This is a genomic window from Pararhodobacter sp. CCB-MM2, from assembly GCF_001691415.1.
Classification (GTDB): domain Bacteria; phylum Pseudomonadota; class Alphaproteobacteria; order Rhodobacterales; family Rhodobacteraceae; genus Pararhodobacter.
In genome coordinates, this window is sequence record NZ_LRRR01000001.1 from 336,377 (window position 1) to 358,006 (window position 21,630).

Annotated in this window: 22 protein-coding genes; 9 read left to right on the top strand and 13 right to left on the bottom strand. The window is 65.3% G+C overall.

Annotated elements, in window-relative coordinates; genetic code table 11:
- Nucleotides 1-333 precede the first annotated feature (333 nt).
- Nucleotides 334-1,035, bottom strand: a complete 702-nt coding sequence (rpe, locus tag BCY78_RS01580; protein ID WP_068297646.1) for a ribulose-phosphate 3-epimerase — start codon at nt 1,033-1,035, stop codon at nt 334-336.
- An 89-nt stretch (nt 1,036-1,124) separates the two neighbouring features.
- Between rpe and BCY78_RS01585 the strand changes: the two genes are divergently transcribed.
- Together BCY78_RS01585 and BCY78_RS01590 are read left to right on the top strand one after the other, a co-directional pair.
- Entirely contained in the window at nt 1,125-3,677 is a 2,553-nt protein-coding gene (locus BCY78_RS01585) for a DUF2339 domain-containing protein (protein WP_068296816.1), read from the top strand.
- Between the two features lie 384 nt (nt 3,678-4,061).
- Nucleotides 4,062-4,337, top strand: coding sequence for a hypothetical protein (locus tag BCY78_RS01590; RefSeq protein ID WP_139103052.1), 276 nt, complete (start codon nt 4,062-4,064; stop codon nt 4,335-4,337).
- Here BCY78_RS01590 and betC read toward each other — a convergent pair whose 3' ends face one another.
- A complete protein-coding gene (betC, locus tag BCY78_RS01595) occupies nt 4,338-5,843 on the bottom strand; it encodes a choline-sulfatase (protein ID WP_068296822.1) in 1,506 nt (501 codons plus the stop codon).
- Nucleotides 5,844-6,003: 160 nt separating this feature from the next.
- Between betC and BCY78_RS01600 the strand changes: the two genes are divergently transcribed.
- A complete protein-coding gene (locus BCY78_RS01600) occupies nt 6,004-6,840 on the top strand; it encodes an alkaline phosphatase family protein (protein WP_068296831.1) in 837 nt (278 codons plus the stop codon).
- A gap of 75 nt (nt 6,841-6,915) precedes the next feature.
- On the opposite strand, the gene pgi is transcribed toward BCY78_RS01600, so the two are convergent.
- Nucleotides 6,916-8,559 (bottom strand): glucose-6-phosphate isomerase, encoded by a 1,644-nt coding sequence (gene pgi, locus BCY78_RS01605; RefSeq protein ID WP_369808683.1) that lies wholly within the window; start codon nt 8,557-8,559, stop codon nt 6,916-6,918.
- Between the two features lie 151 nt (nt 8,560-8,710).
- Between pgi and BCY78_RS01610 the strand changes: the two genes are divergently transcribed.
- The 5 genes from BCY78_RS01610 (at nt 8,711) to pgl (ending at nt 12,995) form a co-directional block, all read left to right on the top strand.
- Nucleotides 8,711-9,343: a DNA-3-methyladenine glycosylase gene (locus BCY78_RS01610; RefSeq protein WP_068296835.1), complete on the top strand. Its 633-nt coding sequence runs from the start codon at nt 8,711-8,713 to the stop codon at nt 9,341-9,343.
- 21 nt (nt 9,344-9,364) lie between these two features.
- Nucleotides 9,365-10,027, top strand: a complete 663-nt coding sequence (locus BCY78_RS01615; protein ID WP_068296838.1) for an alpha/beta hydrolase — start codon at nt 9,365-9,367, stop codon at nt 10,025-10,027.
- Nucleotides 10,028-10,198: 171 nt separating this feature from the next.
- The gene (locus BCY78_RS01620) at nt 10,199-10,783 is read left to right on the top strand and encodes an HNH endonuclease (protein ID WP_068296841.1); all 585 of its coding nucleotides are present in this window, start codon (nt 10,199-10,201) and stop codon (nt 10,781-10,783) included.
- A gap of 92 nt (nt 10,784-10,875) precedes the next feature.
- Complete coding sequence (gene zwf, locus BCY78_RS01625) at nt 10,876-12,324, top strand: glucose-6-phosphate dehydrogenase (RefSeq protein WP_068296844.1); 1,449 nt, start codon at nt 10,876-10,878, stop codon at nt 12,322-12,324.
- On the top strand, nt 12,324-12,995 hold the full coding sequence (gene pgl, locus BCY78_RS01630) for a 6-phosphogluconolactonase (protein WP_068296847.1): 672 nt from the start codon (nt 12,324-12,326) through the stop codon (nt 12,993-12,995). The genes zwf and pgl overlap by 1 nt, the downstream gene beginning before the upstream one ends.
- Here pgl and BCY78_RS01635 read toward each other — a convergent pair.
- The 3 genes from BCY78_RS01635 to BCY78_RS01645 form a co-directional block, all read right to left on the bottom strand.
- Nucleotides 12,992-13,891 carry a 1-acyl-sn-glycerol-3-phosphate acyltransferase gene (locus tag BCY78_RS01635; protein WP_068296850.1) on the bottom strand — a complete coding sequence of 300 codons (900 nt, stop codon included), beginning with the start codon at nt 13,889-13,891 and terminating at the stop codon, nt 12,992-12,994. The genes pgl and BCY78_RS01635 overlap by 4 nt on opposite strands.
- Entirely contained in the window at nt 13,888-14,682 is a 795-nt protein-coding gene (locus tag BCY78_RS01640) for a GNAT family N-acetyltransferase (RefSeq protein WP_068296853.1), read from the bottom strand. The genes BCY78_RS01635 and BCY78_RS01640 overlap by 4 nt, the downstream gene beginning before the upstream one ends.
- A gap of 79 nt (nt 14,683-14,761) precedes the next feature.
- The gene (locus BCY78_RS01645; RefSeq protein ID WP_068296856.1) at nt 14,762-14,935 is read right to left on the bottom strand and encodes a DUF3553 domain-containing protein; all 174 of its coding nucleotides are present in this window, start codon (nt 14,933-14,935) and stop codon (nt 14,762-14,764) included.
- A gap of 34 nt (nt 14,936-14,969) precedes the next feature.
- Between BCY78_RS01645 and BCY78_RS01650 the strand changes: the two genes are divergently transcribed.
- Nucleotides 14,970-15,551: a histidine phosphotransferase family protein gene (locus BCY78_RS01650; RefSeq protein ID WP_068296858.1), complete on the top strand. Its 582-nt coding sequence runs from the start codon at nt 14,970-14,972 to the stop codon at nt 15,549-15,551.
- 44 nt (nt 15,552-15,595) lie between these two features.
- Here BCY78_RS01650 and BCY78_RS01655 read toward each other — a convergent pair whose 3' ends face one another.
- The 7 genes from BCY78_RS01655 to BCY78_RS01685 form a co-directional block, all read right to left on the bottom strand.
- Nucleotides 15,596-16,867 carry a glutamate-5-semialdehyde dehydrogenase gene (locus BCY78_RS01655; protein ID WP_068296860.1) on the bottom strand — a complete coding sequence of 424 codons (1,272 nt, stop codon included), beginning with the start codon at nt 16,865-16,867 and terminating at the stop codon, nt 15,596-15,598.
- A gap of 14 nt (nt 16,868-16,881) precedes the next feature.
- Nucleotides 16,882-18,006: a glutamate 5-kinase gene (gene proB / locus BCY78_RS01660; protein ID WP_068296863.1), complete on the bottom strand. Its 1,125-nt coding sequence runs from the start codon at nt 18,004-18,006 to the stop codon at nt 16,882-16,884.
- Nucleotides 17,994-19,028 (bottom strand): GTPase ObgE, encoded by a 1,035-nt coding sequence (gene obgE, locus BCY78_RS01665; protein ID WP_068296865.1) that lies wholly within the window; start codon nt 19,026-19,028, stop codon nt 17,994-17,996. The genes proB and obgE overlap by 13 nt, the downstream gene beginning before the upstream one ends.
- 113 nt (nt 19,029-19,141) lie before the next feature.
- The gene (locus BCY78_RS01670) at nt 19,142-19,699 is read right to left on the bottom strand and encodes a GNAT family N-acetyltransferase (protein ID WP_068296868.1); all 558 of its coding nucleotides are present in this window, start codon (nt 19,697-19,699) and stop codon (nt 19,142-19,144) included.
- Between the two features lie 109 nt (nt 19,700-19,808).
- Nucleotides 19,809-20,078, bottom strand: coding sequence for a 50S ribosomal protein L27 (gene rpmA, locus BCY78_RS01675; RefSeq protein WP_068296872.1), 270 nt, complete (start codon nt 20,076-20,078; stop codon nt 19,809-19,811).
- A gap of 6 nt (nt 20,079-20,084) precedes the next feature.
- Nucleotides 20,085-20,546 carry a 50S ribosomal protein L21 gene (gene rplU / locus BCY78_RS01680; RefSeq protein WP_068296875.1) on the bottom strand — a complete coding sequence of 154 codons (462 nt, stop codon included), beginning with the start codon at nt 20,544-20,546 and terminating at the stop codon, nt 20,085-20,087.
- 256 nt (nt 20,547-20,802) lie between these two features.
- The gene (locus BCY78_RS01685) at nt 20,803-21,609 is read right to left on the bottom strand and encodes a serine protease (RefSeq protein WP_068296878.1); all 807 of its coding nucleotides are present in this window, start codon (nt 21,607-21,609) and stop codon (nt 20,803-20,805) included.
- Nucleotides 21,610-21,630 lie beyond the last annotated feature (21 nt).

Below are 21,630 nucleotides of genomic sequence, written 5' to 3' on the forward strand. Positions count from 1 at the left end.
AATGTTGCGCAAAGCAAGGTATGGATTTTCATACTGACAAGAACACCCGTCTTCCGGTAGCATGTTCGTAGTAACGAGTGACCGGATGTGGCGCGCCCTTTCCCCCAACCTGGATCGGGTGACTTTTCGCAACTGGTAAGCGTACCTCTTGCCGTGTCCTTTCCCAACCCGATGCAGCAAGACAATCCGGTGCGGCCTGCGCCGCACCGGAATGCTTGCGGTGGCAAGCCACGCTCTCCTCCCTCTGCAGTTTGCGACAAGCCCGCGTGCAAAATGAAACGGCCCCCAAAATCGGAGGCCGTCTTTGAAAAATGCAAGGATTGCAAAGGGACGTCAGGCGATCCGTGCGCCTGAGGCTGCTTCGGCCGCCAGCCGGATCGCCCGCATATTCTCGCCGTAGGGGGCCGGGTTCTCGACCGAGCCGCCCTTGAAAACGGCCGAGCCCGCCACCAGCACATCCGCCCCGGCGGCCACGACCAGCGGCGCCGTCTCAGGCGTGACACCGCCGTCGATCTCGATGTGAATCGGGCGATCGCCGATCAGGCCGCGAAGGGTGCGAATCTTCGCGGTCATGTCGATGAACTTCTGCCCGCCAAAGCCGGGGTTCACCGTCATCACGCAGATCAGATCGGTCAGATCCAGCAGATGGGCCACGGCCTCGGCCGGGGTGCCGGGGTTCAGCGCGATGCCTGCCTTCTTGCCGGTGGCGCGGATCGCTTGCAGGGTGCGGTGGATATGCGGCCCGGCCTCGACATGAGCGGTGATGATATCGGCACCCGCCTCGGCGAAGGCGTCGATATAGGGATCGACAGGGGCGATCATCAGATGCACGTCCATCACCGTCTTCACATGCTTGCGGAAGGCTTTGACGGCGGGCGGGCCGAAGGTCAGGTTCGGCACGAAATGGCCGTCCATGACGTCCACGTGCACCCAGTCGGCGCCTTGCGCTTCGATGGCTTGGATCTCGCGCCCGAAGTCGGCGAAATCGGCGCTGAGGATCGACGGGGCAATCTTGATCGGTCTTGCGAGGGTCATGGCAATCACCATCCGGTTGTGACAGGCTCGAACGGGTCTGGCCCTATGACATCGCCCGCGCGGCGTCCACTGGAAACGGAGCCCCGCTTATGCCCCTGATGCCACTCTCGGTGCTGCTGGCCCTGATCATCGGGGCCGTGATCGTCCTGTTTCGCCGGGAACGCGCGCTGATGCGGCGTGTCACGGCGCTGGAGGCACGGCTTGCGGGGCAGGGTGATCCTCTGCCTGAGGCAGGCACAGAAGCCGAGCCCGTGGCGACCGCGCCCAGCGGCCCGTGGAAGCCGAAGCCCCGTGTGGCCGAGGACCCGACGCCAGAACCGACGCCGAAAGGCCCTGGCGTTGCTGCGCGGTTCCTTGCATGGATGCAGACCAACTGGATCTATCCGGTGGCCGGGGCGGCACTGGTCATGGCGGGCGTCTATCTGGTGCAATACTCGATCGAGGCCGGGCTGCTGTCACCCGCTGCCCGAATTGCCTTGGCCCTGGTCCTGGGAGCGGTCCTGATCCTCGGCGGTGAGCTCTTGCGCCGGCGCTGGGGCGGCGACGAGGGCGCGGCGGGGCTGGTTCCGGCAACCTTGGCCGGCGCCGGCATTGCCACGTTGTTTGCCGCGGTGCTAGCGGCGTTTCACCTCTATCAGATGTTGGGCCAGACCACGGCCTTAGCCGCGCTTGCGGCGGTGGCGTGCCTGTCGATGGCCTTGGGCTGGGGGCAGGGTCCTTTGCTGGCTGCGATCGGCGTCATCGCCGCAAGCGCGGCCCCGTTTCTGCTGGGGCCCGGCGGCGGGCCGACGTCACTGCTCTACGCGTATTTCGGAGCGGTGGCGCTGCTGGGATTGGGGATCGACGCTTTCCGACGCTGGTTTTGGGTCTCGGCGCTGGCATTGCTGTTGCCGCTCATCGGCGCCTGCCTGATCCGCATCGCCGGCGCTGGCCCGGAGGGATTGGCGCTGCTTGCCCTGCTACTGATCTTCGCCGGCACCGCACTGCCGGGCGGGGCGCTCATGCCGCGCAACACAGGCGCCGCTCCTTTCGCCCGCACGGCCTCTGCACCGACCCGTCTGGCCGCTTTGGCGGTCATTGCACCCATATCGGTTTTGCTGACACAGGTCGAGGCGCCCCACGGGTTGCTTGCCCTCGGCCTCGCCGTCATCCTGTTGCCGATTTGGACGCGCTACGCGCCCGCACTGGACATCCTGTACATGATTACGGCCGCGGCGCTCCCTGTTGCGATCCTGTTGTCACCGATGGTGACGCCACTGATGCTGTCGATGACCCTCAACACCCAACCGTGGTTGCCGCTATGGGTCATAGTCGCCGCGATCTTGGGAAGCCTGAGCCATCTGTGGCGCAGCGAGAGCACTGAAGGGCGTCCGCGGTTGCTGTGGACCCTCGGAGGTGCCTTCCTGCCGCTGGCGACCGCCGTTGCGACCGAGGTGACATGGCAGCCATCGACCCTGCTGGGGGGCACATGGCCGCTGCTGATCATGGCCGCGGCCGCTGTCCTGACCGCAGCCGCCACGCTGTTTGCGAAGTGCGACGGAGGGCAGGGCGAGCGTGTCGGCCTTTGCACCGCGGCTGTGTTCCCACTCATTGCTCTGGCGTTGATGCTGATCCTGTCGGAGACAGCCTTGACGGTCGCGCTGGGGGTTCTGGTGCTGGCTGCCGCCCTGATGGACCGAAAACTCGACATTCCGGCTCTGGGATGGGTGGTCGGCGCGGGCGCCATGGCACTGGGATGGCGCTTGCTTCTCGATCCCGGGATCGAGGCGTTCCTCACCGGTCGTATCGATGCGTGGAACACGGTGCTGACGCTCTTCCTGGTGCTCGGCGCGCCATTGGGCGCGTTGGTCGTCGTCGCCTCGCGCCCGATCCATCCGTGGCGCAACTGGGGCGCGGTGGTGACCGAGACCGCGCTTGGAGCCTTGGCGCCGGTGGCCTTGCTGATCCTGCTGGCCCGGTTCCTGCCGAGCCTGAGCGGCCATGCGATCACGGGGATCGAGGCCTGCGCGCTGATCCTCAGCGCCCGCGTTCAGCATCGCCGCAACGCGCGCCTTTCCTCAGGGAGGGTCATGCGCTGGGTTCGCACTTCGCTGACGGGTCTGCTGGGTCTGGCCGGCGGGCTTCTGGTCGTGGCGCTGCTGACACTCGCATCGCCGGTCTGGGGGCTTTTCAGCGACGACGTGTCCGGCTGGCCGCTGATCAACGACTTGCTCCTTGCCTATGCCGCGCCGGCGTTTGTGCTGCACCTCACGCTCCGCGGCACGCGCTGGCAGCCCGTGGCGTTGCTGCCCGGCGCACTTTGGCTTGGCTACACCATCCGGCATCTATGGCAGGGCGGTACGCGGATGGAGATGTGGCACGGCGTCCAGCAGGGCGAGCTCTACGCCTATACCTTGGCCTTGCTGGCCATGGGCGCCGTGTCGATCGGCTTGGCGCTGCGCACGCGGATCCCGCGCTATCGGCGCATTGGTCTGGCGCTGATCGGACTCGCGGCGGCCAAGGCCTTTCTGGTCGATGCCAGTGGTCTCAGCGGGCTGGTGCGAGTTGGTGGGTTCCTCGGTCTGGGGCTGTCGTTGGCGGGGCTGGCATGGCTCAACGCCTGGGTCTCGAAGCGCGAAAAGGATGGGGCAACTACGGACTGATGTGAGTCGGATAATCTGTATTATGTAATTAAAACGTGCCAGATCGGAACGGATTGCCCGCCAGATAGCCCAAATGGTGGCATAAACGACACGAATGCGACGCGCATTTCGCAAGTCATTCCGCGAAACCCTTGCAAATAATGCTGCGTCGTAAAAGACTATTAAGTGTTGTTAAGCGTTGCACCGCATAACGGCCTGTCGGGAAACGACGTGTGTCGAGTCATGTGCGTTTGGGTCATATGAAACGACTTTCGTCAGAGGATAACGGTCGGAATGATACAGGGCATGCTTCCGCAGGGAGTAGAAAACAGGCTGGTTCCTGTCGCGCATTCGCTCAAGGATGCGCACCGGCTTCTGTTGATCGACGCTTCTGAGGCTCTTCCGATGCTCGCCCCCCGTCCGGACCGCCAATCGGTGGTTCTGACGCAGATGCGCATGCTGGGCGGTGCCATGCTCAACAATATCGACCCCGATGCCATCATCGCGCCGTTAATCAGCGCCGAGTGGGATATCGTCGATCTGGGGATCCTGCTGGAAGAGCTGGGCTTTAGTGGCACGCTCTATGCCATGACCAAACCCCTGCCGCGGGCCGAGCTGGTCCTGCGTGAGGTGGGCGCGGTCTGCCCGCGCCTCACCGTTCGTCTTCTCGAACTCGCCTGATCACTCGCCGCGCGGAAAACGCTGCGATTCCTCCAGAATGTTCAGATCCATGTGGTTACGCATGTATCGCTGCGCGGCGTCGCGATACGGCTGGAAATCCCAGTCCGTGTACTTGCCGGCCCGCAGCGCGTCATAGACCACCCAGCGACGCGCCTGGCTGGCCCGGACCTCGGCATCATAGGCGTCGAGGTCCCAGCGCGCCTTCGCCATGTTGCGGAACCGCTCCAGCACCGGCGCGAAAGCCGGATCGGTCGCAAGGTTCACACGCTCGGACGGATCGTCGTCGAGGTTGTACAGGATCTCCGGGTCGGCCTTGCAGGCGATGTATTTCCACGGCCCGTCCACCAGCCCGACCATCGGCGTAATCGTGCCCTCGGCGGCATATTCCATCGGCACCGGCCCGCGACCGCCCGTCCCGTTCATCAGCGGCACGAGGCTCTCGCCATCGGTCCAGGGCGCGATCCGGCTCATGTCACAGCCCGCGAGGTCGCACAACGTCGGCAGCATGTCCAACGTCGAGGCCGGCTGATCGATGCGCTGCGGACGAATACCGGGCCCGGCAAACCAGAACGGCACGCGGCCCGAGTTCTCCCAGAACGCCATCTTGAACCACAAGCCACGGTCGCCCAGCATCTCGCCGTGATCGGACAGGAAGACGATCACCGCCTCCTGACGCGTGCGCTCCAGCGTGTCGAGGATCTCGCCGATCTTGTCGTCGATGTAGGAGATATTCGCGTAATATCCACGCTTTGCACGGCGGATTTGATCCTCGGTCGCGTCAAAGTTTTCGTAATCGAAACTCTCCAGCAAGCGCTTGCCGTGGTTGTCCTGATCTTCGTAGGCGATCCCTTCGGACGGCTCCAGCTCCGGGATGCCCTCATAGAGATCCCAGTATTTGCGACGCGCCACGAAGGGGTCGTGCGGATGGGTGAAGCTCACATGCAGCGACCACGGCCGCTCATCCTTGCCGCGCGCCAGATCATAGAGCTTCTGACAGGCCAGATGCGCGACATCGTCGTCGTATTCCAACTGATTGGTGATTTCCGCGACCCCTGCCCCGGTCACCGAGCCAAGGTTGTGATACCACCAGTCGATCCGCTCGCCGGGTTTGCGGTAATCCGGGGTCCAGCCGAAATCGGCCGGGTAAATATCGGTGGTCAGACGCTCCTCGAAGCCGTGCAGCTGGTCGGGGCCGACGAAATGCATCTTGCCCGACAGCGTCGTCTGGTAGCCCTGCGCGCGCAGATGGTGCGTGTAGCACGGCGTGTCCGAGCGGAACTCGGCAGCGTTGTCATAGACGGCAGTGCGGCGCGGCAGCTGGCCGGCCATGACGCTGGCGCGCGCGGGCGAGCACAGCGGGCTGGGGCAATAGCTGCGGGTGAACCGGGCCGAGCGTTCGGCCAGCTTCCTCAGGTTCGGCGCATGCAGGAAATCGGCCGGCCCGTCGGCCATGAGCGTTCCGGTCAATTGGTCGACCATCAGGATCAGGATATTCGGGCTGGTCATTGTCTGCCTTTTCTCAACAGGTTGCGCCGCGATGCTGCGACGGAATTACGACCCTCGACCCGCTGTTTGCGACACTCACCCCCCGGTTTTGCGACGGGGTTTGCAGTGGGGTCGAGCTTGGCCTAGGCTGCCGCTCAACTGCCCCTGACACAGGTGTCTCATGGACCGCAAGCTGCTTCTCATCATCCTCGACGGCGTGCCCTACGGCAATTGGCGCCGCTATTTCGGCTGTCTCGAGGGTTGGGTCGCCTCGGGCGAGGCCCGCGTCTGGAAGATGCGCGCCTCATTGCCGTCGATGTCGGGGCCCTGCTATGCCTCGATCCACACGGGCGTCCCGCCGCAGGTCCATGGCGTTCTGTCGAACGGCCATATCCACCGCGTCGACATGCCTGATATCTTTAGCGAAACCCGCAAAGCCGGGGGCGTGACCGGCGCCGTGACGCATAGCTGGTGGTCCGAGTTCTTCAACCGCGCGCCCTTCGATTACGTCCGCGATATCGAGTACGACGAGCCCGAGAGCACCAGCATCAACCATGGCCGGTTCCACACCATGACGGGCTATGATCACAAGAACCAGGCGACGCCTTCGGATGTGGATCTCTTCGCGACCCTGACCTCACTTTGTGCAAGGTTTTCCTTGGATTACGGGATCCTCCACACCTGCACGCTGGACTCGATGGGTCACCGTTTCGGCCATGATTGCACCGAGATGGACCATGCCTGCGCGCTGCTGGATGCGATGTTGGCCAAGTTCCTGCCGGCTTGGCGGCAGATGGGCTACGAGGTGATCGTCACCGCCGACCACGGGCAATCGCTGCGGGGCCATCACGGCGGCACCGGCGAGGATCAGCAGGACTTCGCGCTCTATTACTTTGGCCAGGCCGAGGGGCCGTCGAAGGACGCGCTGCTGGATCAACGACAGCTTGCGCCAACGGTGCTGTCGCGCCTCGGCGCCGCGGTGCCAGAGACGATGAAGCACGAGAGCTTCCTCACGTAACAAGAAGGCCCGGATAACAGCGCGTTATCCGGGCCTGTTCATAAGGAGGTTTAAGGCGCCCTGCCCCGTTCGGCGTCAGGCGTTCAGCTTGTGCAGCTGCGCGATCAGCGCTGCGGTCGAGCCGTCGCGGCCCTCGGCGCTTTCCTTTCCTTCGACCATCGGCAGCAACTGGTTGGCCAGTTCCTTGCCCAGCTCCACGCCCCATTGGTCGAACGAGTTGATGCCCAGCACCACCCCCTCAACGAACACCCGATGCTCATAGAGCGCGACGATCGCGCCCAGCATCGCCGGGGTCAGCTTGGGATACATCAGCATGGTCGAGGGACGGTTGCCCGGGAACACGCGGTGGCGCGCCTGACGCTCCAGCTCGCCGCCGGTCAGGCCCTTGGCTTCCATCAGCGCCCGCGCCTCGTCCAGCGACCGTCCGCGCATCAGCGCTTCGGCCTGCGCGAGGCAGTTGGCAGCCAGAAGGCGATGCTGATGGGTCAGGGCCGGTTCATGCCCTTGGGCCGCCAGCAGGAACTCGCAGGGGACGATATCGGTGCCCTGATGGATCAGCTGGTAGAAGGCGTGCTGGCCGTTGGTGCCGGGCTCGCCGAACACGATCGGACCGGCGGGCACCTCCAGATCGGCACCATCCATCGACACGCGCTTGCCGTTCGATTCCATCTCCAGCTGCTGAAGATAGGCCGGAAGCCGGGCCAGCCGCTGGTCATAGGGCAGCACGGCGCGCGCCGCGTAGCCACAGACCTGACGGTGCCAGACGCCGGTCATCGCCAGCTGCACGGGCATGTTCTGCTCCAGCGGCGCCTCGCGGAAATGCTGGTCCATGGCCGCACCGCCGGCGAGGAAGGCGCGGAAATCCTCGGGCCCGATGGCGATCATCAGGCTCAGACCGATCGGCCCCCACATCGAATAGCGCCCACCGACCCAATCGGCGAAGCCAAACACGCGCGCCGGATCGATCCCGAAGGCCGTGGTCTTGTCCAAAGCCGTCGACAGCGCCACGAATTGGCGGGTCGGCTCGGCCACGGCGCGGGCCATCCAGGCCTTTGCGGTCTGGGCGTTGGTCATCGTCTCGATGGTGGTGAAGGTCTTCGAGGCGACGATCACCAGCGTGGTCTCAGGGTTCAGCCCGTCGAGCACTTCGTGAATATGCGCACCATCGACGTTCGAGACGAAATGGCAGCGCGGCCCGTCGCAATACGGTGAGAGCGCCAGTACCGCCATCGCCGGGCCAAGATCCGAGCCGCCGATCCCGATATTGACGACATCCGTCACCCGTCCCCCGGCCGAGCGGATACGACCATCGCGCAGATCGCGGGCGAAGACTTCCATGCGCGCAAGGGTTGCGCGGACCTCGGGCATGACATCGGCACCGTCGACCTCGACCTCGACCGAGGCATCGAGATTGCGCAGCGCGGTGTGCAGGACTGCACGGTCCTCGGTCTCGTTGATCCGGGCGCCGCTGAACATGGCATCGCGGCGGGCTTCCACGCCTTTCGCGCGCGCAAGCTCCATCAGCAGGCCATGCGTTTCGGAATCGATGTTCGTCTTTGAATAATCAAACAGAATTTCGCCCGTTACAGGGGTGTCCAGTGTCGCTGCGAAAGTCTGCGCGCGGGACGGATCCTGAAAGAGCTCTTGGATCGGTCGCTGTGCAATCCCGCGCAGGCGGTCGCTCAATGCGGCCCAGTAGTCCATAAATTCGTTCCACATGCTGGTTGTTGTCCCATACATGCCAAGTTGCGCAAGTCTTGCCCAGAGCAAAAGCGCCCGCCCGGCCCCCGCCGGGAAAATCGCCTCGGTTGTGACGTCTTCCGGCAACAGCCCCTCTTGTCGCCCCGCAGGGCCCATGCAGAATGTAGCCATGGACACGACCCGCATCCTGCGCACAGACGTCTGCATGGCCGAGGGCGCCGCCTGGCTTGCCGCGCGCGAGCCGCGTTTTGCGCAGGTGCTGGAGCTGTATGGCCCGCCGCCCCTGCGCCGGCGCGACGACGGGTTCGAGGCGCTGGTGCAGGCCATCGTCGCGCAGCAGGTCTCCGTCGCCTCGGCCCGCGCGCTGATGGGCAAGCTGGAGGCCGCGCAACTGATCACCGCGCCGCAGATAGCCGCCGTGAGCGAGGAATACCTGCGAGAGAATGGCCTGTCGCGGCAGAAGGCGCGCTATGTGAAGGCACTGGCCGAGGCCCGCATCGACTACGACGCGTTACGCGACGCGCCCGAGGCCGAGGTGATGGCGGTCCTGACCGCCCTGCCCGGCATCGGTCGCTGGACTGCCGAAGTCTATGTGATGTTCAGCCTTGGCCGCGCCGATACTTTCGCGCCCAATGACCTCGCCCTGCAGGAGGCCGCGCGGATGCTCTTCGATCTGCCTGAGCGGCCCAAGGAAAAACCGATGCGCGCGATGGCGGAGGCCTGGACGCCTTGGCGCACCGTTGCCGCCGGGCTGCTGTGGCACTACTACCATTACGCAAAGCGCCGCGACGGCGTTGTCTGACATTTCTCGAAAGGACATTCCATGCCCCCTCGTCCGCTGAAATCCGCCCGCAAGGGTGCACTCAAGGGTCAGGCCAAGTCGGTCGTGATTTTCGTGCACGGCTACGGCGCGAACGGGGCCGATCTGCTGGGCCTGGCTGATCCGCTGGCGCCGCACCTGCCGGACACCGCTTTCTACGCCCCCGATGCGCCCGAGAATTGTCAGGGCAATCCCTTCGGCTTCCAATGGTTCCCGATCCCGTGGCTGGATGGCTCCAGCGAGGAAGCGGCGAAATCCGGCGCCGTGCAGGCGCAGCAAGATATCGACGCCTATATAGAGCAAGTCTTGGCCGATGAGGGGCTCGACGCCTCGGCGCTGGCGCTGGTCGGCTTCTCGCAAGGCACGATGATGAGCCTTGCCACCGCGCCCCGTCGCGCGGCGCCGATCGCGGCGCTGGTCGGCTTCTCGGGCCGTCTGCTGGAAAAGGACGACATGTCCTGGGTCGTCTCGAAACCGCCGGTGCTGCTGATCCATGGCGACGCCGATCCGATGGTGCCGATCCAAAGCCTGCCGGAAGCCGCCGACGCGCTCACGCAGGCCGGGTTCGAGACCTATGCCCATGTCTGCAAGGGCTTGGGCCATTCCATCGACAACGAAGGTCTGTCGCTGGCGCTTGGCTTCCTGCACGACAAACTGCCGAAATAAGCCCGGACCTGTCCCGGTTTTCGGCGTCTCACGCGCTTGTTGCACAACTGTGATGCAACCCTGCCATGTTGCCCCTGCCCCCGCCATCTGGCGGGGTTGTCAGAGCGGAAACACCGGATATAGTCGAACCGATCGAGTGGTTCGACCGGTCCCAGGCGGGAGAGACGGAGAATGGACGGCGATTTCAGGCATAGCTTCGTGCATGAGCCCGCGGCGCTGCGGCAATTCCCGGCGCTGGTCCTGAATGCGGATTTCCGGCCGCTCAGCTACTACCCGCTCTCACTCTGGCCGTGGCAGGAAGCTGTGAAGGCCGTGTGGATGGACCGCGTGACCATCGCCGCCGAATATGACCAGACCGTCCGCAGCCAGCGGATGGAGATGCGAATACCCTCGGTCGTGGTCCTGAAAGATTTCGTCAAACCCCGAAAGCGCGTGGCCTTCACGCGCTTTAATCTTTTCTTGCGGGACGAGTTCGCCTGTCAGTATTGCGGCTCGCGCCACGATCTGACCTTTGACCATGTGGTGCCGCGCGCGATGGGCGGGGTCACCAGCTGGGAGAATGTCGTTGCCGCCTGTGCGCCTTGCAATCTGCACAAGGGCTCGAAGACCCTGCGCAATTCCGGCCTCAGACTGCAGCAGCCGCCCCGGCGTCCCTCGGCGTCCGAGCTGATCAACAAGGGCCGCCGTTTTCCGCCCAACCACTTGCACGATAGCTGGGCAGATTATCTCTATTGGGATACCGAGCTGGAGGCCTGACCCGCGACGCGGTGGCTTTGGGCTGGACTTTCGCCCTCGTTCGCCCTAATCCGGGCGGCAGTTACCGCTAACATCCGCAGGAGCCCTGCCCTATGGTCGCCCGCGTCATTCCCGTCGATCCTTTTGACCTCGTGGTGTTCGGCGCCACCGGGGACCTTGCCCGTCGCAAGATCCTGCCCGCGCTGTGCCGCCGATTTGCCGAGGGGCAGATGCCGCCCGAAGCACGCATCATCGGCGCCGCAAGGTCCGAGATGTCGCGGGACGAGTTCCTGCAGATGACCTCGGACGCCTTCGACGAGTTCCTCGGCGCCTCGGCCCCCGATGCCACCACCCGCGCCGCCTTCTTCGAGCGCGTGGATTACGTCGCCGTCGATGCGCTAGGCGAAGACGGCTGGAAAGAGCTGGCCGGCACCCTGCGCGACGGCGTCGTGCGCGCCTTTTACTTCTCGGTCGGGCCTGCGTTGTTCGGTCCGTTGGCGGAGCATCTCAGCCGGTTCGGCATGGTCACGCCCGAGACCCGGATCGTCGTAGAGAAACCCTTCGGCACCGATCTGGCGACGGCGCGTGCGCTGAACCAGACGCTGGCCGCGCATTTCAACGAGACGCAGATCTACCGGATCGACCATTACCTGGGCAAGGAAACGGTCCAGAACTTGATGGCCGTGCGCTTCGCCAACATCTTCTTCGAGCCCCTGTGGAATGCGCGTTTCGTCGACCATGTGCAGATCACCGTGGCCGAGACCGTCGGTGTCGGCGGCCGTGGCCCGTATTACGACAAGTCGGGCGCCATGCGGGACATGGTGCAGAACCACCTGATGCAGCTTCTGTGCCTGATGGCGATGGAGCCGCCGCACAAATTCGACCCGGACGCCGTGCGCGACGAGAAGCTGAAGGTGATCCACGCGCTCGATCCGGTTGAACCCAAGGACGTAGTTCGGGGCCAATACCTCGGCAATGCGCAGAACCCCAGCTACAAGACCGAAGTAGAGAATGCGGAGTCCACCACCGAAAGCTACATCGCGCTGAAGGTCGGGATCTCCAACTGGCGCTGGAAGGGCACGCCCTTCTATCTGCGCACCGGCAAGCGCCTGCGCTCGCGCGTGAGCGAGATCGCCGTGGCCTTCCGTGACCCGCCGCATTCGATCTTCGGCGAGGATGCGCCGTGGAAAGCGAACACGCTGGTCATTCGTCTTCAGCCCGATGAGGGCATGACGCTGAAGGTGATGATCAAGGAGCCCGGCCCGGGCGGCATGCGTCTCAAGGACGTGGCGCTGGACATGTCCTTCGCCGAGGCCTTGGGCGATGACGTGCATATTCCGGATGCTTATGAGCGCCTGATCATGGACGTCATCCGCGGCAACCAGACGCTGTTCATGCGCGGTGACGAGGTCGAGGCCGCCTGGGCCTGGACCGATCCGATCATCGCCGGCTGGAAAGCCTCGGGCGATCGGCCGAAAGAATACGATCCGGGGTCGTCGGGGCCGGAGGAAGCGCTTAAGTTGATCCATCTTGATGGTAGAAGCTGGCGCGAGATCCGCTGATGGACTTTGTCGAATATTCCGACGCCGATATGATGATGATTTCGCTGGCCCGACAGCTCTCGCGCGACCTGCGCGAGTCGCTGCAGCGCCGCGACCGTGTGCTGTTCGCGGTGCCCGGAGGGAATACGCCGGGGCCGGTCTTCGACCTGCTCGCGGCCGTGGAGATGGATTGGGACCGTGTCGACGTGGTGCCGGGCGATGAGCGTTGGCTGCCCGAGGATCACCCGCGCTCGAACGCCGGACAGCTGCGTGCGCGGCTGTTGCGCGACAAGGCCTCGGCCGCGACGCTGCTGCCGCTTTGGCGCGAGGGGATGACACCCGAGGACGGCGCGCCCGCGCTTTCCGAGGCCTTGGACGCCCATCTGCCCGTTGATGTGGCGCTGGTCGGGATGGGCGCGGACATGCACACCGCCTCGCTATTCCCGGGGGCCGAGGGGCTGGCCGCCGCGCTGGCCTCGGACGCGCCTGCCGTGCTGCCGATCACTGCCCCCGGCGCACCGGAGCCGCGCGTGACGCTCTCGGCTCGCGTGCTGAAGGAAGCCTTCGCGCTGCATGTGCTGATCACCGGCGACGAGAAACGCGCCGCCATCGAGCGCGCGCAAAAACTCTCGCCCGAGGAAGCCCCGATCGCCGCCCTGCTTGGGCAAGCGACCGTGCACTGGGCGCCTTAAACGCGCAGAACCTCGGCCGGCAGGGCCTCTCGTAGTCCGGCCCGCACCTGTTCCTCGCAGGTTCGGGCCAGCGCCTTGCGCCCGCCGCCCTCGGCAATCGGGATCGGCGGGTGGAAGATGACCTCGACCCCGCCTTGCCGGATCTGCGCCAAGACTTCCAACAGGTGGCGGCCAAAGCCGATATCCCCGAACCAGCCATAGAAGCGCGGATCGCGGCCCGGCGGTCCGTGATAGGCCACGGTCACCGGCTGGATCGACAGGATGTCCGCCAGCCCGTCCATGTGGAAGGCCGCGAACAGCGTCGGCTTGAACGGCAGCACACGGACACCGTCCGAGGACGTGCCCTCAGGGAAGAAGCACAGGTGGTGACCAGCGCGCAGCCGCGCTTCGAACACCAGCTGCTGGGCCTTGGCCTCGCGCGGGTCGCGGCGGATGAAAATCGTGCCGGTGGCCTTGGCCAACCAGCCGATCCCGGCCCAACCGGCGACCTCGCTCTTGGCGACATAATAGATCCGCTGCGGCGCGTTCAGGGCAAAGATATCCAGCCAGCCGGAATGATTGGCGACTACCGCCCCGCGCCGGGCCATGGGCTTGCCACGCACCCGGAAGCGCATCCCGAGGACCAGAAGCGCCAGCCGGCAGACGGCCTGCGTGATGAAGGGCGTGACCGGGCGGCGCAGGCCGAAGAGCGGCCGTTCGATCCGCCGCAGCGCCAGATGCAGCAGCAGACCGCCGAACACCAGGATGGCCAGCACCGGCAGGCGCAAGGCGACGGCCACCCAGCCCAGCGGCGTGATCTGCACGGGTTCGCGGGCCTCATGCGGTTCGGGCTCCCATGTCGGGCCGGGGCGGGCGCTGCGGGCCGCGTCGGCGGTATCGGTCACGCGCTCCGTCATTCGCGGGGGCTCTTGCGGGTGTAATGGTCGACCGCGCGCGCATCCATGGCCGAGGTGTCCATGATCAGGCAGACGTCGGTGGTGTTGAAGTCATGGTCCAGATAGGCGCCCTGCCCCACAAACCCGCCCAGCCGCAGATAAGCCCGGATCAGCGGCGGAATACCGGCCAGCGCCTGCGCCTTGTCCAGCCCCTCGGGCGGGAGCAGATCCATGGCGCGCGCCTGCGGGCCGGGATGGACCGTGACGCGCAGGGCCTCGGGCGCAAGGTGATGGGCGTGCAGCCAGCTCAGCGCCAGCGCATGTTTTTCCGGGTCCGCACCGTGGAACGAGGCCACGCCGAACATGATCTCGATCCCGCGGGCGATCACGTATTCCGCCAGACCGTTCCACAGAAAGACCATGGCCGCCCCGCGCCGATGGGCCGGATGCACACAGCTGCGCCCCAGCTCGACCAGCTTGCGGCCCGAGGCGCGCAAGGGCCCGAGGTCGTATTCGCTGTCGGAATAGAAGCGGCCCAAGGCCTCGGCCCGGTCCTGCGGCAACAGGCGGTAGACACCGACGACATGCGACAGGCTCTCAGGATCGGCGCGACGATCGATCAGCAGCAGATGGTCGAAATGCGCGTCCAGCGCGTCCTGTTCAAGACGGTTCGCATGGTCGGCCCCGGCGCAATGCGCACCCAGCTCCTCGACGAAGACCTCGTAGCGAAGACGCTGTGCTGCCTTCAAATCGAGCGCATCGCGCGCAAGGCGCACTTCATAGCCCTTTTCGCGGCTTTCCGCCGTGCTCATCCCTCTCGCGCCTCCCGATGTGCCGGCAACGTTGACACTCGCCAAGGTTGCGCCGTACCGTGAAACCCCAAGGCCCGGCTCACAAACCGGGAACCCAATCGAGATCGACGACCCGTGTATCCACGACCACTTTTCCGGCTTCTTCGAAATTCACCGTCACCTTCGGCCCGACGACCGATTGCACTTGCCCAAGGCCCCATTCGGGCTGCGCGGGATGGCGGACGAACATTCCGGGTTCCAGAAGTTGCGACATGGTCTCTCTCCTATTCAGCACGCGGAGGGGTTGCATGAGCGACACGCCCGATATCACCACCCCGGATTTTGCCGCGCTTGTCGGCTCGCGCCTTTGCCATGACCTCGTAAGCCCTCTGGGCGCGATCGGCAACGGGGTCGAGCTGATGCGCATGATGCAGGCGCTCACGCCCGAGCTGGAACTGATCGAGCAGGCCGTGGAATCCGCACAGGCCCGCGTGCGGCTGTTCCGGCTGGCCTTTGGCGCGGCGAAGGAGGGGCAGGATGTCCCGGCCCGCGAATTCGCCGAGGCCCTTGCAGGGCTGGCCGTGAAGGGCAAGGTCCGGGTACGCACCGCGCTGCCGACGCCCCTGCCCCGACCGCAGGTCAAACGGCTGGCCTTGGCCGCGCTTTGCGCGGAATCGGCGCTGGCGTTCGGCGGGGAATTGGCCGTGGGTCAGGACAGCGTCTGCGCGCTTTCGCCGCGGCTGAAGCTGGACCCGGCCCTGTGGGAAGCGCTGGAGCGTACCGAGGCGCCGGCGGACATGGTGCCGGCGACGGTGCATTTCGGTCTGCTGGCCGCCACGGGCCCCGTGCAGATCGAGAATGCCGAGGACGGGCTGATGATACGGGTGTGACCCGTATCGCCTTGTCTTTGCGCTGAAAACAACGATCCGGCCGGTCAGGACCGGATCGTGCCATCCCCCGAGACGAGATATTTGAACGAGGTCAGCTGCTCGGCCCCGACCGGGCCGCGCGCATGCATCTTGCCGGTGGCAATGCCGATCTCTGCGCCCATTCCGAACTCGCCACCGTCGGCGAATTGGGTCGATGCATTGTGCATGAGGATCGCGCTGTCGAGCCGCTGGAAGAAGCGGTCGGCGGTTGCCTGGTTCTCGGTCAGGATCGCCTCGGTGTGTTGCGAGCCGTATTTGCGGATATGGGCAATCGCCTCGTCCACGCCATCGACCAGCTTGGCGGCGATCTTCATGTCCAGGAACTCGCGGCCGAAATCCTCGGGCTCGGCGCGCACCGTGCCGGGGATCTTCAGCAGCTCGCCCTCGGTCCGTACCTCGACACCGGCTTTCAGCAGATCCTCGATCAGCACCGCACCGTGCTTGGTGTAGAACTGCCAGTCGATCAGCAGGCACTCGGCCGAGCCGCAGATCCCCGTGCGCCGGGTCTTGGCGTTCAGCACCACACGGCGGGCCTTCTCCAGATCGGCGTCACGGTCGGCATAGACGTGGCAGATGCCCTCCAGATGCGCGAAGACCGGCACGCGGGCCTCCTTCTGCACCAGCCCCACCAGCCCCTTGCCGCCGCGCGGGACGATGACGTCGATATACTGCGTCATGCGCAGCATCTCGGCCACGGCCTCGCGGTCGCGGGTCGGCACCATCTGCACGGCATGCTCCGGCAGTTTGGCGGCGCGCAGACCTTCGACCATGCACTCATACAACGCGGTCGAGGAATGATAGCTCTCCGAGCCGCCGCGCAGGATCACCGCATTGCCCGACTTCAGGCACAAGGCGGCGGCATCGGCGGTGACGTTCGGCCGGCTCTCATAGATCACGCCGATCACGCCCAAGGGCGTGCGCACCCGGCGGATATGCAGCCCCGAGGCCATGTCCCATTCCGAGATCACCTCGCCGACCGGGTCCTTCTGTTCCGCCACGGCACGCAGGCTGTCGATGATCCCGTCCAGCCGCGCATCGTCCAGCTTCAGCCGGTCCAGCATCGCCGCGCTGAGGCCCTTTTCGCGACCGAAGGCCATGTCCTTCTCATTCGCCTCAAGGATCTTCGCGCGGTTCGCATTCACGGCATAAGCGGCCGAGATCAGCGCGGCATATTTCCGCTCCGGGTTGGTCCAGGCCAGTTCTGCCGAGGCCTCGCGCGCCTGAGCGCCAATGCGGGCCATCATCTCTGCGATGGTCACGTCTGTCGTGCCGTCCATCCTGAAATCCCCCCTTAGAATGCCATATCGTCGCGATGCACCAGTGCCGCGCGCCCAGGATACCCCAGCACGCCGGCGATGGCGTCCGACCGTTTGCCTTTGATCTGCCGGGCCTCGTCCGCGGTGTAGCGGCTCAACCCGATCCCCAAGACCCCGTCCGGGCCCTGAATGGTCACGGCTTCGCCGCGCCCGAAGCTGCCGTCGACCGCCGTCACGCCCGCCGGCAGCAGCGACTTGCCCTGCCCCAGTGCGGTGGCCGCACCGGCATCGACCAGCAACGTGCCGCGCGGTTTCATCGCGGCAATCCAGCGTTTGCGGGCGACCTGCGGGTCGTCCATCGCGCCGAACCAGCTGCAATTCGCGCCGTTCTCAATCGCCGTCAGCGGCCGCAAGGCCGAGCCTGCGGCAATCACCATGGCGCAGCCGCCATGCGTCGCGGTGCGCGCGGCCATCACCTTGGTCTTCATCCCGCCCTTCGACAGGCCCGAGACGGGATCGCCCGCCATGGCCTCGATCTCGGGCGTGACCTCGGCGATGTAGTCCAGCCGCACGGCGGTCGGGTCGACATGCGGGTTGCCGGTATAGAGGCCGTCTACATCCGACAGCAGCGCCAGCTGGTCTGCGCCGATGGTAATCGCCACCTGCGCCGCCAGACGATCGTTGTCGCCATAGCGGATCTCGTCGGTGGCGACGGTGTCGTTCTCGTTGACGATCGGCACCACGCCCAGCGACAGAAGAGTCTCCATCGTCGCGCGGGTGTTGAGGTAACGGCGGCGGTCCTCGGTATCCTCCAGCGTCACCAGCACCTGCGCGGTGGTGATGCCATGGGGCTGCAGCGCTTCCTCATAGGCGCGCGCCAGACGGATCTGGCCCACAGCGGCGGCAGCCTGCGATTGCTCCAGCGCCAGCTCGCCCTTGGGCAGGCCCAGCACCCGGCGCCCCAGCGCGATCGAGCCCGAGGACACCAGCACCACATCGGCGCCGCGCGCCTTGGCTTCAGCCACGTCCTCGGCCAGCGCATGCAGCCAGTCGGATTTCAGCTGTCCCGTCGCGGCATCGACCAGAAGGGCCGAGCCGATCTTGATCACCAGTCGCCGCGCTTGTTTCAGCGACAGCCGGGTATCGGTCAGGGTTGCCACGGTGCGTCGTCCTCATCCTGCGCCGCTTCGGCGCGTTGCGCAGAAATCTCGGTCCAGAGGGCGCGCAGAACCTCGGTCACACCCTTCCCGGTCGCCGCCGACAACAGATAGACCCGCGCACCCGAGGCCTCTTCCAAGGCTGCGCGTTTCTCGGCGATTTCCTCGTCCATCAGCGCGTCGATCTTGTTCAGGCCGACAACGCGTGGCTTCTCGTAGACGATCTCGGAATAGAGCTCGAGTTCACGGTCGATGACGCGGAAATCTTCGGCCACATCCTCGGAGGTGCCGTCGATCAGATGCAACAGCACCGCGCAACGCTCGATATGGCCGAGGAACTGATCGCCCAGCCCTCGCCCTTCCGAGGCGCCTTCGATCAGGCCGGGGATGTCGGCCAGCACGAATTCCTTCTGGTCCACGCCCACGACGCCGAGGTTCGGGTGCAGGGTGGTGAAGGGGTAATCCGCGATCTTTGGCCGCGCGTTCGAAGTTGCCGCAAGGAAGGTCGACTTGCCCGCGTTCGGCAGACCGGCAAGGCCCGCGTCCGCGATCAGCTTCAGACGAAGCCAGATCTCGCGCTCGACGCCCGGCTGACCCGGATTGGCCTTGCGCGGCGATTGGTTGGTCGAGGATTTGAAGCGCAGGTTGCCCCAGCCGCCGTTGCCGCCCTTGGCCAGCAGCACCTTTTCACCGATCTCGGTCAGGTCGGCGATCACGGTCTCGCCGTCTTCCTCAAGGATCTCGGTCCCCTGCGGCACCTTCAGCACGATGTCGTCGCCGTCCTTGCCGGTGCGCTGGCTGCCCATGCCGGGGCGGCCGTTGCCGGCGAAGAAATGCTGCTGGTAGCGGAAGTCGATCAGCGTGTTCAGCGCGGGCACGACCTCGACCCAGACGTCGCCGCCCGCGCCGCCGTCGCCGCCATCCGGGCCGCCGAATTCGATGAATTTTTCACGGCGGAAGCTGGTGCAGCCGTTGCCGCCCGAACCCGAGCGAATGGTGACCTTGGCAAGATCGAGGAATTTCATGGCGGGTGTCCCGGGTTTCGGTGCGTCCTCGTGGCGATAGACCCAGACGCGACATGGTTCAAGGCCCGCGCAAGGCTGCGCGGGCCGGAGGGGAAGGCGCGGGTAGGCTGACGTCAGCCCATCTTGCGCAGATAGGTCCAGGTTGGCACGGCCTGATCGCGCGCGACCGAGAAGGCCTCGGCGTCGCCGATATACTCAAACCCGGCATTGGTCAGGATCTGCGCGGAATGCGGATTGTCCTGAAACACCTCGGCAAAGACCGTGGCGTTGCGATGGGGATTGGCCTCGAGCAGCGCGCGGACCGCGGCCGAGGCAATGCCCCCGTGCCAGAAGTCGGGCGCGACCCAATAGCCGATCTGGCTTTGCCCGCGGTCGAGCAGCTTGAGCGAGATCACCCCCAGAAACGAGGCCGAGCCCGAGACGCTGCCGTCGATGGCCCAGACATCCTCGTCGCGCTGTTCGGCGCAGGCGTCGGCGATGAAGGCCTCGGCGGTGCCGACAGGGAACGGATGCGGGATCGAGCGCGTCCCACGGGCGACACGCGCGTCACCAGCACAGGCCGCCAGCAAGGGCGCGTCGTCGGCGGTGAGCGGCCGGAGCGTCAGACGCTCGGCATAAAGGGTGGGCTGCAGCCTGTACGAGGCTTCAGGCGTGGCGAAAGGGATACTCATGCGTCGTCCTGCTCGATTGGCGGCGCTTTTGCGCTCGGAACTTGAAAAGCAAGGGGGCCGGCAGTTTCCTGTCGGCCCCCAAGTAACATGCAAGTGTGTCGAAACTGCGTTACTCGGCGGCCTCGGCCACCGGGACGATCGACACGAAGCTGCGGCCTTTGAGGCCCTTGGTGAAGGTCACGTGGCCATCGGTCAGCGCGAACAGGGTGTGATCCTTGCCCATGCCAACGCCGGCGCCGGCCCAATGCTTGGTGCCGCGCTGACGCACGATGATGTTGCCCGCGATGGCCGTCTGACCACCGTAGATCTTCACGCCGAGACGACGGCCCGCGGAGTCGCGACCGTTCCGGGACGAACCGCCTGCTTTTTTGTGAGCCATGGGGTCTTACTCCTCGGTTTTCGCCGCCGCTTTTTTGCGGGGCGCACGTTTCGGTTTCTCGGCAGCGGCTTCCTCGGCGACGGGGGCCGGGGCAGCGTCGACCGGGGCTTTGGTGCCCGAGCCGATGGCGGCTTTCACGCCCGACGTGTCCGCGCCTTCGGCGAGGATGTCGGTCACGCGCAGCAGCGTGAGCAGCTGGCGGTGGCCTTTGGTGCGCTGCGAGCTGTGCTTACGGCGACGCTTGACGTAGTGGATGACCTTCTCGCCTTTGATCTGGTCGATCACTTCCGCCTGCACCGCGGCACCCGCGACGAGCGGAGCGCCCACGACCAGCTTATCACCGCCGACCATCAGCACTTCGTTGAATTGCACTTTCTCGCCGGCATCAGCCGCGAGACGTTCGACACGCAGCACGTCGCCCGATTGGACGCGGTACTGTTTGCCGCCGGTTTTGAGGACTGCGAACATGTCCTTTTCCTTTGCTTTTCCGCGTTCTGTGGCCCCCGTTTCCGGGTGTTTGCCGGCCTGAAGCCGCCTCGAACAGCGCCCCCGAGGGGGTGATAACGATAAGTGCCCCGAATCGACCGATCCTCGATCGATGCAGGGCACGGGGCGGGCAATACAACCCGAAGGGCAACAAAGTCAAGGACTCAGAGCACTCCGCCCCTGCCCGGTCTGCGGATCCGCGCCCCTTGTTCTCAGGCCCGGACCCGCTGGTATGCCGTCAGATCAGGCTGCAGCTGTTGCGGCCGTAGGTCCGGCGAGAGACGCGGCACATCTGGTTGAACATCCGCTGGAAGTTGATGTCGTTGTTCACCCCCGACAGCGGCGACGCGCCTTGGATCTTCCATTGCGCATTGGTGAAACCCCAGGACGTCACAGCGAAAATGACATTACGGACCGTGTACTGCCCGAGGTTCGACGCCGAGTCCGAGATCGCGCCGACGTTCGAAATGTGCGGACCGCCACTTGATCCGCCGCGCATTCCGGTGCCGTAGATGTAATCGCGGGTGGTCGAGCCCCCCACCGGATCGGGCATGCCAGCGACCTCGACATGCTGGCTGACCGTCATCTCACCGCCGTCATAATAATTGCCCGGGAAGCCGAACTGCGACAGGAACCAGTAAGGCTGACGGCAATTCGAATAGCAGAACGACAGATACCCAAGGCGCTGCCCCGGCAGCGTGCCGTTGTACCGGTTGAGCCGTGCCCCTTCCAGGCGCCCGCAAAGCGCGAGGCCGATGTCATAGGCTTGATCGAGCCCGCCTCCGTTGAACCAGCCGCTCGTCGTCGACCAGCGCTCGATGCGGCAGCGTCCGAAACGCGGCGTCGCCGTGCCACCATCTGCATCGCTGTAGGTCGGATAAAAATAACCGTCCGAGTTGAAGTTGGCGCTGTCGCCGACCCAGCTGCCATTGTTGTCCGGATCCCCGTCATAGACGCAGTGTCCAGCCGTCACCAGAATGGCACGGGCGATGAGGGTCGCGGTGCAGGTATACCAGCCTCCGCCGGACACCTTCTGGAAATACAACCGACCGATCGTCCGCTCAGG